Raw genomic sequence first — 16738 nt, forward strand, 5'->3', positions numbered from 1 at the left:
TCGCACCAATAGGGTGCGTGGCATGAGTGGTGTGCCAGCTTCTAGGGCCTCTTCGCGGGTAAACCCGCTCCTACGGGCTTTGCACTGCTTGTAGGCGCGGGGGCACCCGCGAAAGGGCCGGAACAGGCACTGCAAAACCCGCTCTCTGCATTTATCTCAAAGCTTCTGATCAAAAGTTGGTCAAATCCTGAGCAATTTCCGATATAATTCGCGCCCCTCATTTTCGGCAGGCCCTGCGCGCGCTGTTAACCAATGAAACTTATCGTCAAAGTCTTCCCAGAAATCACCATCAAAAGCCGGCCGGTGCGCAAGCGCTTCATCCGCCAGCTTGGCAAGAACATCCGCAACGTGCTCAAGGATCTCGACCCTGAGCTCGCGGTAGATGGTGTCTGGGACAATCTCGAAGTGGTTACCCGCGTCGAAGACGAAAAAGTCCAGCGCGAGATGATCGAACGCCTCACCTGCACGCCGGGTATCACCCACTTCCTGCAGGTCGAGGAATACCCGCTGGGTGACTTCGACGACATCGTCGCCAAGTGCAAGCACCACTTCGGCCACCTGCTGGCCGGCAAGCACTTCGCCGTGCGCTGCAAGCGCGGTGGCCACCATGACTTCACCTCGATGGACGTCGACCGTTACGTCGGCAGCCAGCTGCGCCAGCAGTGTGGCGCCGCCGGGATCGAGCTGAAGAAGCCTGAAGTGCTGGTGCGCATCGAAATCCGCGACCAGCGCCTGTACGTGATCCACAACCAGCACAATGGCATCGGCGGTTATCCGCTGGGTGCCCTGGAACAGACCCTGGTGCTGATGTCCGGTGGTTTCGACTCCACCGTTGCGGCCTACCAGATGATGCGCCGCGGCCTGATGACCCACTTCTGCTTCTTCAACCTCGGCGGCCGTGCCCATGAGCTGGGCGTGATGGAAGTGGCCCACTACCTATGGAAGAAGTACGGCAGCAGCCAGCGCGTACTGTTCATCAGTGTGCCGTTCGAAGAAGTGGTTGGCGAAATCCTCAACAAGGTCGACAACAGCTACATGGGCGTGACCCTCAAGCGCATGATGCTGCGCGGCGCCGCCCATATGGCCGACCGCCTGCAGATCGACGCGCTGGTGACCGGCGAAGCGATTTCCCAGGTGTCCAGCCAGACCTTGCCGAACCTGTCGATCATCGACTCGGCCACCGACAAGCTGGTGCTGCGCCCGCTGCTGGCCAGCCACAAGCAGGACATCATCGACCAGGCCACCGAAATCGGCACCGCGGACTTTGCCAAGCACATGCCGGAATACTGCGGCGTGATCTCGGTAAACCCGACCACCCATGCCAAGCGTCACCGCATGGAGCACGAAGAAAAGCAGTTCGACATGGCCGTGCTGGAGCGCGCTCTTGAGCGCGCCAAGTTCATTTCCATCGACCATGTGATCGATGAGCTGGGCAAGGACATCGAAATCGAGGAAGTGGCCGAGGCGCTGCCTGGCCAGATCGTCATCGACATTCGCCACCCCGATGCCCAGGAAGACGAACCACTGGTGCTGGAAGGTATCGAGGTCCAGGCCATGCCGTTCTATGCCATCAACAGCAAGTTCAAGCACCTGGACCCTACGCGCCAGTACTTGCTGTATTGCGACAAGGGTGTGATGAGCCGTTTGCACGCACACCACCTGCTCAGTGAGGGACATGCCAATGTGCGTGTTTATCGTCCGACATAAGATGCCGGGGCTGTATGGCGGCAGTATTCGCCATCGCCCTCCCGACCGCCGGGCCCGCTGAGCCTTAAACAGTACATATTGGCCGCCTACACTGGGCGGCAACCGAATCCTCTGATCGAGATACACTTGTGATCGAAAATCTGCGTAACATCGCCATCATCGCCCACGTTGACCATGGTAAAACCACTCTGGTCGACAAACTCCTGCGTCAGTCCGGCACTCTGGAGCGTAACGAGCTCAACGACGAGCGCGTCATGGACTCCAACGACCAGGAAAAAGAGCGCGGTATTACCATTCTGGCGAAAAACACCGCCATCAACTGGAACGGCTACCACATCAACATCGTCGACACCCCCGGCCACGCCGACTTCGGTGGCGAGGTTGAGCGTGTAATGTCGATGGTCGACTCCGTGCTGCTGCTGGTCGACGCCCAGGACGGCCCGATGCCGCAAACCCGCTTCGTGACCAAGAAGGCCTTCGAAGCTGGCCTGAAGCCAATCGTCGTGATCAACAAGGTTGACCGCCCAGGCGCGCGTCCTGACTGGGTTCTGGACCAGATCTTCGACCTGTTCGACAACCTCGGTGCCACCGACGAACAGCTGGACTTCAAAGTGGTCTACGCCTCGGCCCTGAACGGCATTGCCGGCCTGGACCACACCGCCATGGGCGAAGACATGACCGCGCTGTACCAGTCGATCATCGACAACGTACCGGCACCGTCTGTTGACCGCGAAGGCCCGTTCCAGATGCAGATCTCCGCACTGGACTACAACAGCTTCCTCGGTGTTATCGGTGTTGGCCGCATCGCCCGTGGTCGCGTCAAGCCGAACACCCCGGTTGTCGCCATCGACACCAACGGCAAGAAGCGTAACGGCCGTATCCTGAAGCTGATGGGTCACCACGGTCTGCACCGCGTTGACGTCGAAGAAGCCCAGGCTGGCGATATCGTCTGCATCAGCGGTTTCGATGAGCTGTTCATCTCCGACACCCTGTGCGCCCCGGATGCGGTAGAAGCGATGAAGCCGCTGACCGTTGACGAGCCGACCGTTTCGATGACCTTCCAGGTCAACGACTCGCCGTTCTGCGGTAAAGAAGGCAAGTTCGTCACCAGCCGTAACATCAAGGACCGTCTGGACAAGGAACTGCTGTACAACGTTGCCCTGCGCGTTCAGGAAACCGACTCCCCTGACAAGTTCAAGGTATCGGGCCGTGGTGAGCTGCACCTGTCGGTGCTGATCGAAACCATGCGTCGTGAAGGCTTCGAAATGGCCGTGGGCCGTCCTGAAGTGATCATCCGCGAAGTCGACGGCGTCAAGCAGGAGCCGTTCGAGAACGTCACCATCGACATCCCTGAAGAATCCCAGGGCAAGGTCATGGAAGAAATGGGTCTGCGTAAAGGCGACCTGACCAACATGGTTCCGGATGGCAAGGGCCGTGTTCGTCTGGAGTACAACATTCCAGCCCGTGGTCTGATCGGTTTCCGTAACCAGTTCCTGACCCTGACCAACGGTGCAGGCATCCTGACCTCGATCTTCGATCGCTACGACACCATGAAGTCGGGCCAGATGTCCGGCCGCCTCAACGGCGTACTGGTTTCGGTCGAGACCGGCAAGGCACTGACCTACTCGCTGGAAACCCTGCAGGCTCGCGGCAAGCTGTTCGTTGAACACGGCCAGGAGATCTACAACGGTCAGATCATCGGCCTGAACAGCCGTGACAACGACCTGGGCGTGAACCCGACCAAAGGCAAGAAGCTCGACAACATGCGTGCTTCGGGCAAAGACGAAGTCATCGCCCTGGTGCCGCCAGTTCGCCACACCCTTGAGCAGGCCCTGGAATTCATCCAGGACGACGAGCTGTGCGAAGTGACTCCTAAGTCGATCCGTCTGCGCAAGAAGATCCTGGACGAAGGCGAGCGTACCCGCGCAGCCAAGAAAGCCAAGAACTGAGTTAGCTCAGGCTGAATGAAAACGCCCCCGGTCGAAAGGCCGGGGGCGTTTTAGTTTGTCTGGGTTTTTTGTGCTGGTTGTACCGGCCTCTTCGCGGGTGAACCCGCTCCTACAGGATATCCACAAAGGTCAAGACCTGTAGGAGCGGGTTTACCCGCGAAGAGGCCGGTGCAGGCACTAGATCAGCGCCCAACCACTTTGGGCTTGTAAGCACAATACCCCGGCCGCGGCCCGACCTTGGGGTGGTTGCGGCAGGTATCCGGGCGCTTGTCATAAATGGTGCACAGGCGGCTTTTACGATCCAGGTACATGCAGTCGTCGTTGCTCATCCGGGTCAGGGTGAAGATGCCCGACTTCTGGTTGAAGCGCTCGATGATGCCTTCTTTTTGCAGGCGTTTGGCCACGTTCTTGGGTGGTTCGTCTTTTTCGAACTCGTCGACCACGCCGATACGGATCAGATCCTTGATCTTCACCTCTACCGGCAGGGTGCAGCAGGTCGAATGGCAGCCGTGGCACATGTGGCTGGCGTAGCGCTGCCAAGTCTCCAGGCGGTCGACTTCGGCGGCGGCGATCAGGGTCGTTTTCATCTTTATAAGGTGGATCACGGTCTTGGGGCGCGCGATGATACCGGAATTGTTCAATTTATGAACAACCTTTTGCCGGAATCGCAGAGTGGGCATGAAAACTGCGAACCGTAACTGTCGCTCCCTGTCGAAGGGTCTAGTCTCATCACTCTCCCTCCGCTTTCGTCAACTTGCCCGAGGATGCCGCATGTCCCAGGAACCCAAAGCACGTGACGCCGAAGTCGCGGATTTTCGCGCCGCTGTACTGAACAAGCTGACCTACGCGGTCGGCAAGGACCCCGAGCATGCCTTCGACCATGACTGGTTCGAGGCCATTGCCCTGGCTGCGCGCGATCACATGGTCGACCACTGGATGGATCACACCCGGCAGGCCTATCGGCGTAGCCAGAAACGGGTCTACTACCTTTCCCTTGAGTTTCTCATCGGCCGCTTGCTGTACGACAGCCTGAGCAACCTGGGCCTGCTGGACATCGCGCGCGATGCGCTGGAGGGGCTGGATGTGGACCTCGAGCGCATTCGCCTGCTCGAGCCGGATGCTGCGCTGGGCAATGGCGGCCTTGGCCGTCTGGCGGCGTGCTTCATGGAGAGCATGTCTACCTTGGGTATCGCTGCCCATGGCTACGGCATCCGCTACGAGCATGGGTTGTTCCGTCAGGCCGTGGTCGATGGTTGGCAGCAGGAACAGACCGAAAACTGGCTGGATTTCGGCAACCCCTGGGAGTTCGAGCGCGCCGAGGTGATCTACCCGATCAGTTTCGGCGGCAGTGTCGAAACGGTGCACGATGCAAGCGGTGCCCAGCGCCAGGTATGGTGGCCTGGCGAGACGGTGCGGGCGGTAGCCTACGACACGCCGGTGGTCGGCTGGCGCGGATCCAGCGTCAACACCCTGCGCCTGTGGCGTGCCCGTGCGCTGGAAGAGTTGCACCTGGAGCGTTTCAACGCCGGTGACCACTTGGGGGCGGTGGCTGAAGTGGCGCGTGCCGAGAGCATTTCGCGGGTACTTTACCCGGCCGACAGTACCGAGGCTGGTCAGGAGCTGCGCCTTCGCCAGGAGTACTTTTTCGTCTCGGCTTCGCTGCAGGACTTGCTGCGGCGCCACCTGAACATGCACAAGGACCTGCTCAACCTGCCCGATGCAGCGGCCATCCAGCTAAACGACACCCACCCTTCGATTGCGGTGGCGGAGTTGATGCGGTTGCTGGTGGACCAGCACGAAGTGCCTTGGGAAAAGGCCTGGGAGCTGACCGTCGGCACGCTCGCCTACACCAACCACACCCTGTTGCCAGAAGCCTTGGAAACCTGGCCGGTAGCGCTGATGGAACGCATGCTGCCGCGGCACATGCAGATCATCTACCTGATCAATGCCTACCATATCGATGCGTTGCGGGCCAAAGGCCTGCACGATTTCGACGTGCTGCGCGCGGTTTCGCTGATCGAGGAGGACAACGGCCGACGGGTGCGCATGGGCAACCTGGCGTTTCTTGGCTCGCACAGCGTCAACGGCGTGTCGGCGCTGCACAGCAAGTTGATGAAGAGCACGGTATTCTCCGAGCTGCACAAGCTCTACCCGAAACGGATCAACAACAAGACCAACGGCATTACCTTCCGCCGCTGGTTGTACCAGTCCAACCCCCAGTTGACCGAGATGCTGGTCGAGGCGCTTGGACCGGAACTCAAGGACGACCCGCAGACGCGTCTGGCGGGCCTGGTGCCGTTCGCCGACAAAGCCGGTTTCCGCAAGCAGTTCGCTGCCCAGCGGCTGCACAGCAAGCGTGCCCTGGCCAGCATCATTCAGGATCGCATCGGTGTCACGGTCAACCCCGAGGCGCTATTCGATGTTCAGGTCAAACGCATTCACGAATACAAGCGCCAGTTGCTCAACCTGCTGCACACCGTTGCACTGTACCAGGCCATACGCAATGACCCTGGCACCAACTGGGTGCCACGGGTGAAGATCTTCGCTGGCAAGGCTGCGGCCAGTTACCACCAGGCCAAACTGATCATCAAGCTGGCCAACGACATCGCCCGGGTGGTGAACAACGACCCGACGGTGCGCGGCCTGCTGAAAGTGGTGTTCCTGCCCAACTATAACGTCAGCCTGGCCGAGAGCATCATCCCGGCGGCGGACCTTTCCGAGCAGATATCCACTGCGGGCTACGAAGCTTCCGGTACCAGCAACATGAAGTTCGGCCTCAATGGTGCACTGACCATCGGCACCCTGGATGGCGCCAATGTGGAGATGTGCGAACAGGTGGGGGCTGACAACATGTTCATCTTTGGCCTGACCGCGCAGCAGGTTGAAACGCGCAAGCGTGCCGGTGACTTTGGTGCCAACGCCGCCATAGCCGCTTCCAACCGTTTGAGCGATGTGTTGCAGGCTATTCGCAGTGGTGTGTTCTCGCCCGACGATCCCTCTCGTTACACCGGGTTGATCGACGGCCTGGTGGCCTACGACCGCTTCCTGGTGTGCGCCGATTTCGATGCCTACTGGGATGCCCAGCGGCGGGTCGAGGATCTGTGGCACACGCCGCAGGAGTGGTGGCGCAAGGCGGTGCTCAATACCGCGCGGATGGGCTGGTTCTCGTCGGATCGGACTATCCGTGAGTATGCGACCGAGATCTGGAAGGCGCTGGATTGAGGTAGGCCTGTGCTGGCTTGTTCGCGGGTAGACCCGCTTCCTGCAGGGCTTTCATCAACCTGGGAGCGCGCGTGCCCGCGAATGGCCCCACAACCAGACCACCGGCCTGGCGCGCGCTGAACTACCGACCTATTGTGCCGTCTGAGAGCCGTGGCGAGTCTCATCACTCGCTAGCCCGTCACTCTCCCTGTAAACTGCGGGGGTTTTTCATCCCCCCCAATCCGTTCGGAGCCATACATGTCCCGCGTTACCCTGAGTCGCTATCTGATTGAGCAGACCCGCAGCAACAATACCCCTGCCGATCTGCGCTTCCTGATCGAAGTGGTAGCGCGTGCGTGCAAGGAAATCAGCCATCACGTGTCCAAGGGCGCCCTCGGTGGTGTGCTGGGCAGCATGGGCACTGAAAACGTGCAGGGCGAGGTCCAGAAGAAACTGGACGTGATTTCCAACGATATCCTGCTGGAAGCCAACGAGTGGGGCGGCCACCTGGCTGGCATGGCTTCCGAAGAAATGGACAACGCCTACCAGATCCCGGGCAGGTACCCGAAAGGCGCCTACCTGCTGGTCTTCGACCCGCTGGACGGTTCGTCGAACATCGATGTCAACGTGTCGGTCGGTACCATCTTCTCGGTTCTGCGTTGCCCTAACCAGTACCTGAGCCAGAACGAAAGCCTCAACGAAGAAGCGTTCCTGCAGCCAGGTACCGAGCAGGTTGCTGCCGGTTACGCCATCTACGGCCCGCAAACCATGCTGGTCCTGACCCTGGGCAATGGCGTCAAGGGCTTCACCCTGGATCGCGAACTGGGCAGCTTCGTGCTGACTCACGAAAACATCCGCGTACCGGAAACCACTGCCGAGTTCGCCATCAACATGTCCAACCAGCGCCACTGGGAAGCCCCGGTACAGCGCTATGTGGGCGAACTGCTGGCAGGCGAGACCGGCCCGCTGAAGAAGAACTACAACATGCGCTGGATCGCCTCGATGGTGGCCGACGTGCACCGCATCCTGACCCGTGGCGGCCTGTTCATGTACCCACGTGACGCCCGCGAACCAAGCAAGCCGGGCAAGCTGCGCCTGATGTACGAAGCCAACCCGATGTCGTTCATCATCGAACAGGCCGGCGGCGCTTCCACCAACGGTTACGATCGCATCCTCGACATCAAGCCAGAAAGCCTGCACCAGCGCGTGTCGGTGATTCTCGGCTCGAAGGAAGAGGTCGAGCGCGTCACCGCCTACCACAAGGAGTAAGTCATGCTCGCACCTTGGCAGCCGTTGCTGGAGTGGTGGTTCGGTTGGGGCACCAGTGCCCAGGCCGTGGCTGACGAGAAGAGCACGCTGTGGTTCGGCAAGCATCACGATGCCGACGCCTATGCGCTGTTTGGCGATCTCGTCGAGCACGCCCTGGCGGGTGGGCTCGAGGAGTGGCAGCAAAGTCCGCAGGGCTGGCTGGGCCTGCTGATTTTGCTGGACCAGCTGCCACGCATGATCTACCGCGACACGCCGCGTGCCTTCGAGGGCGACCGGCGTGCCCAGGTGGTGGCCATGCAGGGCCTGCAGAAGGGCTGGGACTACCAGCTGCTGCCGATCCAGCGGGTGTTCGTGCTGCTGGTGCTGGAGCATGCCGAAGTGCTGGACTGGCAGAACCTGTGCGTGGAACGCTATCAAATGCTGCTGGACGAACAGCCCGAGGCCAACCGCCGGCTGTTCGAAGGCTTCCTCGACTATGCCGAGCAGCACCAGCGGGTAATTGCCCGGTTCGGGCGTTTCCCGCACCGCAACCTGGTGCTGGAACGGCCAAGTACCAGCGAAGAAATGGACTTTTTGCTGGAGCCTGGGTCTCGTTTCTGACGCCCAAGGGGCCTGCTGTGCAAGACATCGCGACGCGAGGCCGCTCCAACAGGGGCGGCCTTTTTTATTGTGCGCATGACTAATGCTTTGTGATTAATCGCACAGTAGTGGCCATTCGACCAATGGTGTAGGGGCAAAGGGGGGGGGCAGGGAACCTGGGAGGGATTTTCACGTCGAAGGTCACTGCAGGCCACTCGCCTGTATCATCTTTCAGGAGTGTCCCTTCATGTCGTTGCGTTCCCTCGCCCTGTTGTCGCTGTGCGTCGTTCTGACTGCCTGCAGCAAGATCAACCAGGAAAACTATTCCAAGATCAAGGCCGGTATGAGCAAGGCCGAGGTCGAGCAGTTGCTCGGCACGCCGACCGAGTGTTCTGGCGCGTTGGGCATGAGCAGCTGCACCTGGGGGGACGAGAAGAGCTTCATCAGCGTGCAGTACGCAGCTGACAAGGTGCTGATGTACTCCGGGCAGGGTCTCAAATGAGGCGTGCGTACCTGCTGATGGGGGTATGCCTGGCGTTGCTGCTGGGCGGTTGTGCAGGTTCCTCGCACGACCCGCTGGCACCGAAAACCGCCGGCCATGTCGACCTCAAGCGCTACCAGGGCAAATGGTACGAGCTGGCGCGCCTGCCCATGCGCTACCAGGAAGGCTGCGAGCAGTCCGAGGCGCATTACAACCTCAAGCCTGATGGCAGTTATGGCGTGCTCAACCGCTGCCGCACCATGGGTGATGAATGGCTGCGCGCCGAAGGGCATGCGAATATCCAGGAGCCGGGGCACACCGACAAGCTGTGGGTCGAGTTCGATAACTGGTTCACCAAGCTGGTGCCAGGCGTGGCGCGGGGTGAGTACTGGATTCTTTATGTGGACGACCACTACCGTACGGCCATCGTCGGCAGCCCGGACCGCAAATACCTGTGGATATTGTCGCGTACGCCGACGCTGCCTGCCTGGGAGCGCGAGAACCTGCTGTCCAGGGCGCGGCAGCAGGGGTATGACACCAGCCGCTTGATCTGGCGGGCGTCCGATCAGCAAATAGTAAAGATGCACTGAGTTTTTTAGGGTTGCGTGGCAACCCTTCGCGGGCAAGCCCGCTCCCACAGGTTCTGCGCTGAACCCTGGGCTACCCCCAAGACGCTTTGTGGGGCAGTCCACCAATCTGTGGGAGCGGGCTTGCCCGCGAAGGGCTGCAACGCAGCCCCGGTACCCTCAGCCTAAAAGCTGGCGCAACACCTCGGCAAACGCCCGCCCGCTTTCTTCTTCTTGCGCATGCCGCCCCTGGCGCACCACCCACTGCCCATTCACCATCACATCGCGTACCTGGCGATCGCCGCCGGCAAACAGCCAGCGGTTGAGAATGGCGTCACCCTCCGCCATGGCGATGTACGGGTCCTGCCCATCGAGCACCAGCCAATCGGCGCGCTTGCCCACCGCCAGCTCGCCGACCGCCTGCCCCAGCGCCTGCGCACCACCGGCCAGCGCCGCGTCATACAGCGTGCGCCCGACCATCGGCTGGTCGCCGCGATACAGGCGGTTGCGCCGTTGATCCCGCAGGCGCTGACCATATTCCAGCCAACGCAGTTCCTCCACCACGCTTAACGACACATGGCTGTCCGAGCCAATGCCCATGCGCCCACCCTGTGCCAGGAAATCCACTGCCGGGAAAATCCCGTCGCCCAGGTTGGCTTCGGTGGTCAGGCACAACCCGGCCACCGCGCCGCTGCGGGCCATGGCAGTTACTTCGTCCGGTTCGGCATGGGTAGCGTGTACCAGGCACCAGCGGCGGTCCACGTCTACGTGCTCATATAACCACTGCAGCGGGCGCAGGCCGCTCCAGGCCAGGCAGTCGTCGACTTCCTTCTGCTGTTCGGCGATGTGGATATGCACCGGGCACTGCCTGTCGCTGGTTGCCAGCACTTCGGCGATCTGCCCAGGCGTCACCGCCCTCAGCGAGTGGAAGCACAGGCCCAGGTGCTGCGCGGGTTGCGCGGCCAGCAGCGGGGCGAGTTGCGCTTGCAACTGCAGGTACTGTTCAGTGGAGTTGATGAAGCGCCGCTGCCCGTCGTTCGGCGCCTGGCCGCCAAAGCCTGCATGGCTGTACAGCACCGGCAGCAAGGTCAGGCCAATGCCGCTATCGGCCGCAGCCGCGCTGATGCGGAGCGACAGTTCGGCCGGGGCGGCGTAGGGCTTGCCGGCCTGGTCGTGGTGCACGTAATGGAATTCGGCCACCGAGGTGTAGCCGGCCTTGAGCATCTCGATGTACAGCTGGCGGGCGATGACCTGAAGCTGCTGTGGGCTGATCTGCCCGACCAGGCGATACATCAGCTCGCGCCAGGTCCAGAAACTGTCGTTGGGGTTGCCGGCAACTTCCGCCAGGCCTGCCATGGCGCGCTGGAAGGCATGTGAGTGCAGGTTGGGCATGCCGGGCAGCAGCGGGCCGGCCAGGCGCTCGGCGCCTTCGGCCGAAGCGCCTGGCGCGATGCTGGCCACATGGCCATCGCTGGCGACCTCGATACGCACATGGCTGGCCCAGCCCGTAGGTAGCAGGGCGCGTTCGGCGAAGTAGGCAGACATCGGTGGAGTCCTGTTATTGTTAACTTGTATATACATATACAGGCGTTTGCCTGCCGGGTAAACTGCGGCAAGCTACCGCTCATTTCATTTGCACAAGGATCCATCGCCGTGCCGACACCTCCTGTCTCCGCGCTGGTTGCCCAGATGGGCGAGGGCCCGGCGCCGCTCTACGCCCGGGTCAAACAGATGATCATCCAGCAGATCGATAACGGCAGCTGGCCACCGCATCACCGGGTACCCTCCGAGAGCGAGCTGGTCAACGAGCTGGGCTTCAGCCGCATGACCATCAACCGCGCCCTGCGTGAACTCACCGCCGAAGGCCTGCTGGTGCGCATGCAGGGGGTCGGTACCTTCGTGGCCGAGCCCAAGGGCCGTTCGGCGCTGTTCGAGGTCAACAACATCGCTGACGAAATCGCCGCGCGTGGCCATCAGCACAGCTGCCAGGTGATCACGCTTGCCGAGGAAGCGGCCGGCTCCGAACGGGCGCTGGCTCTGGACATGCGTGAAGGTCAGCGGGTGTTCCATTCGCTGATCGTGCATTTCGAGAATGGCGTGCCGGTGCAGATCGAGGACCGTTACGTCAACGCGGCCATCGCCCCCGACTACCTCAAGCAGGACTTTACTCGGCAGACGCCTTACGCCTACCTGTCCCAGGTGGCGCCGTTGACCGAAGGCGAGCACGTGGTCGAGGCGATCCTGGCCGAGCCGGAAGAATGCCGCCTGTTGCAGATCGAGCAGGGCGAGCCTTGCCTGCTGATTCGTCGTCGCACCTGGTCCGGTCGTCAGCCGGTGACCGCTGCACGGCTGATCCACCCCGGTTCCCGTCATCGCCTGGAAGGACGTTTCAGCAAATGAGTCAGCTGCAGTTGATGCGTGCGCACGATTACCCGCGCATGCCGTGGAAGAACGGTGGCGGTTTCACCGAAGAGATTACCCGCGACAGTGGCGAGGGCCTGGACGGTTTTGGCTGGCGTCTGTCGATTGCCGATATCGAGGAGTCGGGCGGCTTTTCCGCCTTCGTCGGTTACCAACGGATCATCACCGTGCTGCAGGGCGACGGCATGCGGCTGCTGGTCGACGGCCAGGCCAGCCGGCCATTGCTGGCGTTCGATGCGTTTGCCTTCAGCGGCGAGAACCAGGTCAGCTGCAAGTTGCTGGGCGGGCCGATCCGCGATTTCAATCTGATCTATTCGCCGCAGCGATATCGGGCGCGGTTGCAGTGGCTGGATGGAACCAGCCGCGTGTATAGCTCGGCGTCGACGGTGTTGTTGTTTGCTGCCAGCAGCCTGGTCGAAGTCACTATTTCCGGGCGCGAGACGCAGCGGTTGGGGTTGTTCGACTGCTTGCGGCTGGATGGCAATGACGAATTGCTTGGGTTGGAGGTTCAGGGGCGGTTCTGCCTGATCGAACTGATTGAGTGCTGAGGGTCTGGCTGTAGGTTTTTATCGCCTGTGAGATCGAGCGCCGCCAGGTGTCCGCCTCGACACATTCTGCGCCTGTGAGATCGAGCGCCGCCCGCGCGGCGCTTCGCGGGTAAACCCGCTCCTACGTTTGTTTCAGGCCAGTCCATCCTGTGCCTGGCGCGCGCGACCGCCTTTTTGGTACGACGCGATATCGAGATAGGCACCAAGGCGTTCGCGCGCAAATCCCACAGGCATAATTGGCCCGAAACAAACGTAGGAGCGGGTTTACCCGCGAAGCGCCGCGCGGGCGGCGCTCGATCTACGCACCGCCGCAGAACTTAAGCCGGACCGGCGCTCGATCTACGCACCGCCGCAGAACTTAAGCCGGACCGGCGCTCGATCTACGCACCGCCGCAGAACTCAAGCCGGACCGGCGCTCGCTTTACCCCCAAGAAGTCAAGGTAGGAACGGCAAGGTCCGATTATTTTGGTTGTCCATGCTTGTACATACAAGTAAAGGTGTGTTTGTATATTGACCACGACATACCCGCCCGCGGACGACCGCAGAGGACCTTTCCCGTGACCGACAACAACAAATACCGTGACGTTGAAATCCGTGCCCCACGTGGCAACAAGCTGACCGCCAAAAGCTGGCTGACCGAAGCGCCACTGCGCATGCTGATGAACAACCTCGATCCACAGGTCGCGGAAAACCCGAAAGAGCTGGTGGTATATGGCGGTATCGGCCGCGCCGCGCGCAACTGGGCCTGCTACGACAAGATCGTCGAAACCCTGACCCGCCTGGAAGACGACGAAACCCTGCTGGTGCAGTCGGGCAAGCCGGTCGGTGTGTTCAAGACCCACAGCAACGCACCGCGCGTGCTGATCGCCAACTCCAACCTGGTGCCACACTGGGCCAACTGGGAACACTTCAACGAACTGGACGCCAAGGGCCTGGCCATGTACGGCCAGATGACCGCCGGCAGCTGGATCTACATCGGCAGCCAGGGCATCGTCCAGGGCACCTATGAAACCTTCGTCGAAGCCGGTCGCCAGCACTACGGCGGCAGCCTGAAAGGCAAGTGGGTACTCACCGCTGGCCTGGGCGGCATGGGCGGCGCGCAGCCACTGGCCGCGACCCTGGCCGGGGCTTGCTCGCTGAACATCGAATGCCAGCAGAGCCGTATCGACTTCCGCCTGGAAACCCGCTACGTCGACGAGCAGGCCACTGACCTCGACGACGCCCTGGCACGCATCGCCAGGTACACCGCCGAAGGCAAGGCCATCTCCATCGCCCTGCACGGCAATGCCGCCGAAATCCTCCCAGAGCTGGTCAAACGTGGCGTGCGCCCGGACATGGTCACCGACCAGACCAGCGCCCACGACCCACTCAACGGCTACCTGCCTGCCGGCTGGACCTGGGAGCAGTATCGCGACCGTGCGCAGACCGAACCGGCTGCAGTGGTCAAGGCCGCCAAGCAGTCGATGGCTGTGCACGTGCAGGCCATGCTGGACTTCCAGAAGCAGGGTATCCCGACCTTCGACTACGGCAACAACATCCGCCAGATGGCCAAGGAAGAGGGCGTGGCCAATGCCTTCGACTTCCCAGGCTTCGTCCCGGCCTATATCCGCCCACTGTTCTGCCGCGGGGTCGGCCCGTTCCGCTGGGCGGCGCTGTCCGGTGAAGCCGAGGACATCTACAAGACCGACGCCAAGGTCAAGGAACTGATCCCTGACGACGCCCACCTGCACCGCTGGCTGGACATGGCCCGCGAGCGCATCAGCTTCCAGGGCCTGCCGGCACGTATCTGCTGGGTGGGGCTGGGCCTTCGCGCCAAGCTGGGTCTGGCCTTCAACGAAATGGTCCGCAGCGGCGAGCTGTCGGCACCGGTGGTGATCGGCCGTGACCACCTCGATTCCGGCTCGGTATCCAGTCCGAACCGCGAAACCGAGGCCATGCGTGATGGTTCGGACGCTGTTTCCGACTGGCCGCTGCTCAACGCCCTGCTGAACACCGCAGGCGGCGCCACCTGGGTGTCGCTGCACCATGGCGGTGGCGTGGGCATGGGCTTCTCGCAGCACTCGGGCATGGTCATCGTCTGCGACGGTACCGATGAGGCCGCCGAGCGCATCGCCCGGGTACTGACCAATGACCCAGGGACAGGCGTCATGCGCCACGCCGATGCCGGTTACGACATCGCCATCGACTGCGCCAAGGAGCAGGGCCTGGACCTGCCGATGATCACTGGTTGATCGCCTCGCTTTGGACCGCCCCCCACAAGGGGTGATACTGAACAACAAGAAGGAGCGCGCAGGCACCTGGATACGGGCCTGCCGCTCTACGCGATTGGAGTAGCAAAGTGACCGAACTCACCCTCAAGCCTGGCACCCTGACCCTGGCCCAGCTGCGTGCGATTCACGCCGCGCCCGTGCGCCTGCAACTGGATGCCAGCGCCGCGCCGGCCATCGACGCCAGCGTCGCCTGCGTCGAACAGATCATTGCCGAAGACCGTACCGCCTACGGCATCAACACCGGTTTCGGCCTGCTGGCCTCGACCCGCATCGCCAGCCATGACCTGGAAAACCTGCAGCGGTCGCTGGTGCTGTCCCACGCCGCCGGCATCGGCGCGCCGCTGGATGACGACCTGGTGCGGTTGATCATGGTGCTGAAGATCAACAGCCTCAGCCGTGGCTTCTCCGGCATCCGTCGCAAAGTCATCGACGCGCTGATTGCATTGGTCAACGCCGAAGTCTACCCGCACATCCCGCTGAAAGGCTCGGTAGGCGCCTCCGGTGACCTTGCACCGCTGGCGCATATGTCGCTGGTGCTGCTGGGCGAAGGCAAGGCCCGCTACAAGGGCCAGTGGCTGCCGGCCACCGAAGCCTTGGCGATTGCCGGCCTTGAACCGCTGACCCTGGCCGCCAAAGAGGGCCTGGCCCTGCTCAATGGGACTCAGGCTTCCACCGCCTATGCCTTGCGTGGCCTGTTCCAGGCCGAAGACCTGTATGCCGCAGCCATCGCCTGCGGCGGCCTGAGCGTCGAAGCTGCGCTGGGGTCGCGTTCGCCGTTCGATGCGCGTGTCCACGAAGTGCGTGGCCAGCGTGGCCAGATTGACACCGCGGCCTGCTTCCGCGACCTGCTGGGCGACTCCAGTGAAGTGTCGCTGTCGCACAAGAACTGCGACAAGGTCCAGGACCCGTACTCGCTGCGCTGCCAGCCGCAGGTCATGGGTGCCTGCCTGACCCAGCTGCGCCAAGCCGCCGAGGTACTGGGCATCGAAGCCAACGCCGTGTCGGACAACCCGCTGGTGTTCGCTGCCGAAGGTGATGTGATCTCCGGCGGCAATTTCCACGCCGAACCGGTGGCCATGGCCGCCGACAACCTGGCCCTGGCCATCGCTGAAATCGGCTCGCTCAGCGAGCGCCGCATCTCGCTGATGATGGACAAGCACATGTCCCAGCTGCCGCCGTTCCTGGTAGAAAACGGCGGGGTCAACTCCGGCTTCATGATCGCCCAGGTCACCGCTGCCGCCCTGGCCAGCGAGAACAAGGCATTGTCGCACCCGCACAGCGTCGACAGCCTGCCAACTTCGGCCAACCAGGAAGACCACGTGTCGATGGCCCCGGCGGCCGGCAAGCGCCTGTGGGAAATGGCCGAAAACACCCGTGGCGTGCTGGCCATCGAATGGCTGGGCGCTTGCCAGGGCCTGGACCTGCGCAAAGGCCTGAAGACTTCGGCCAAACTGGAGCAGGCGCGCCAGGCGCTGCGCAGCGAGGTGCCGCACTACGACCGTGACCGTTTCTTCGCGCCGGATATCGAGAAGGCCGTGGAACTGTTGGCCAAGGGTAGTCTGACCGGCTTGCTGCCGACGGGTGTGCTGCCAAGCCTGTGATGCCCCTTGGGGCCGCTTGGCGGCCCTTCGCGGGCAAGCCCGCTCCTACACAAATTGCGATAGGCAAATCCATGTAGGAGCGGGCTTGCCCGCGAATGGGCTGCGCAGCAGCCCCTCAATCTCACGACCACAAAAACAATTCAAGG

The 16738-nt window shown here is 62.1% G+C and carries 13 protein-coding genes; 11 read left to right on the plus strand and 2 right to left on the minus strand.

All coding sequences use genetic code 11. The features are described 5' to 3' along the window. Nucleotides 1–252: 252 nt before the first annotated feature. A complete protein-coding gene (gene thiI, locus J3A98_RS26045) occupies nt 253–1707 on the plus strand; it encodes a tRNA uracil 4-sulfurtransferase ThiI (RefSeq protein WP_003249221.1) in 1455 nt (484 codons plus the stop codon). Between the two features lie 128 nt (nt 1708–1835). Further along, nucleotides 1836–3656: a translational GTPase TypA gene (gene typA, locus J3A98_RS26050; protein WP_021783717.1), complete on the plus strand. Its 1821-nt coding sequence runs from the start codon at nt 1836–1838 to the stop codon at nt 3654–3656. Nucleotides 3657–3838: 182 nt separating this feature from the next. On the opposite strand, the gene J3A98_RS26055 is transcribed toward typA, so the two are convergent. Next, on the minus strand, nt 3839–4243 hold the full coding sequence (locus J3A98_RS26055) for a YkgJ family cysteine cluster protein (protein WP_049870388.1): 405 nt from the start codon (nt 4241–4243) through the stop codon (nt 3839–3841). Nucleotides 4244–4427: 184 nt separating this feature from the next. Here J3A98_RS26055 and J3A98_RS26060 point away from each other — a divergent pair, with 184 nt between their 5' ends. From J3A98_RS26060 to J3A98_RS26080, 5 genes are all read left to right on the plus strand, one after another. Further along, nucleotides 4428–6878, plus strand: coding sequence for a glycogen/starch/alpha-glucan phosphorylase (locus J3A98_RS26060; RefSeq protein ID WP_176684812.1), 2451 nt, complete (start codon nt 4428–4430; stop codon nt 6876–6878). Nucleotides 6879–7115: 237 nt separating this feature from the next. After that, a complete protein-coding gene (locus J3A98_RS26065; protein ID WP_176684813.1) occupies nt 7116–8126 on the plus strand; it encodes a class 1 fructose-bisphosphatase in 1011 nt (336 codons plus the stop codon). A gap of 3 nt (nt 8127–8129) precedes the next feature. Beyond that, nucleotides 8130–8726 (plus strand): DUF924 family protein, encoded by a 597-nt coding sequence (locus J3A98_RS26070; protein ID WP_176684814.1) that lies wholly within the window; start codon nt 8130–8132, stop codon nt 8724–8726. A 226-nt stretch (nt 8727–8952) separates the two neighbouring features. Next, nucleotides 8953–9207, plus strand: coding sequence for an outer membrane protein assembly factor BamE (bamE, locus tag J3A98_RS26075; RefSeq protein ID WP_009681214.1), 255 nt, complete (start codon nt 8953–8955; stop codon nt 9205–9207). Beyond that, entirely contained in the window at nt 9204–9776 is a 573-nt protein-coding gene (locus tag J3A98_RS26080; RefSeq protein ID WP_176684815.1) for a lipocalin family protein, read from the plus strand. The genes bamE and J3A98_RS26080 overlap by 4 nt, the downstream gene beginning before the upstream one ends. A 156-nt stretch (nt 9777–9932) precedes the next feature. On the opposite strand, the gene J3A98_RS26085 is transcribed toward J3A98_RS26080, so the two are convergent. Beyond that, a complete protein-coding gene (locus J3A98_RS26085; RefSeq protein WP_209969492.1) occupies nt 9933–11297 on the minus strand; it encodes a formimidoylglutamate deiminase in 1365 nt (454 codons plus the stop codon). 144 nt (nt 11298–11441) lie between these two features. Between J3A98_RS26085 and hutC the strand changes: the two genes are divergently transcribed. The 4 genes from hutC to hutH all read left to right on the plus strand — a co-directional run bounded on the left by hutC (nt 11442) and on the right by hutH (nt 16592). Continuing rightward, nucleotides 11442–12152 (plus strand): histidine utilization repressor, encoded by a 711-nt coding sequence (gene hutC / locus J3A98_RS26090; RefSeq protein ID WP_176684829.1) that lies wholly within the window; start codon nt 11442–11444, stop codon nt 12150–12152. Further along, nucleotides 12149–12721 carry a HutD family protein gene (locus J3A98_RS26095; protein WP_176684817.1) on the plus strand — a complete coding sequence of 191 codons (573 nt, stop codon included), beginning with the start codon at nt 12149–12151 and terminating at the stop codon, nt 12719–12721. The genes hutC and J3A98_RS26095 overlap by 4 nt, the downstream gene beginning before the upstream one ends. Nucleotides 12722–13278: 557 nt before the next feature. Continuing rightward, nucleotides 13279–14952 (plus strand): urocanate hydratase, encoded by a 1674-nt coding sequence (gene hutU / locus J3A98_RS26100; protein ID WP_176684818.1) that lies wholly within the window; start codon nt 13279–13281, stop codon nt 14950–14952. A 107-nt stretch (nt 14953–15059) separates the two neighbouring features. After that, a complete protein-coding gene (hutH, locus tag J3A98_RS26105; protein WP_176684819.1) occupies nt 15060–16592 on the plus strand; it encodes a histidine ammonia-lyase in 1533 nt (510 codons plus the stop codon). Nucleotides 16593–16738 lie beyond the last annotated feature (146 nt).

The organism is Pseudomonas sp. BP6 (genome assembly GCF_017875935.1).
Classification (GTDB): Bacteria; Pseudomonadota; Gammaproteobacteria; order Pseudomonadales; family Pseudomonadaceae; genus Aquipseudomonas; species Aquipseudomonas putida_Y.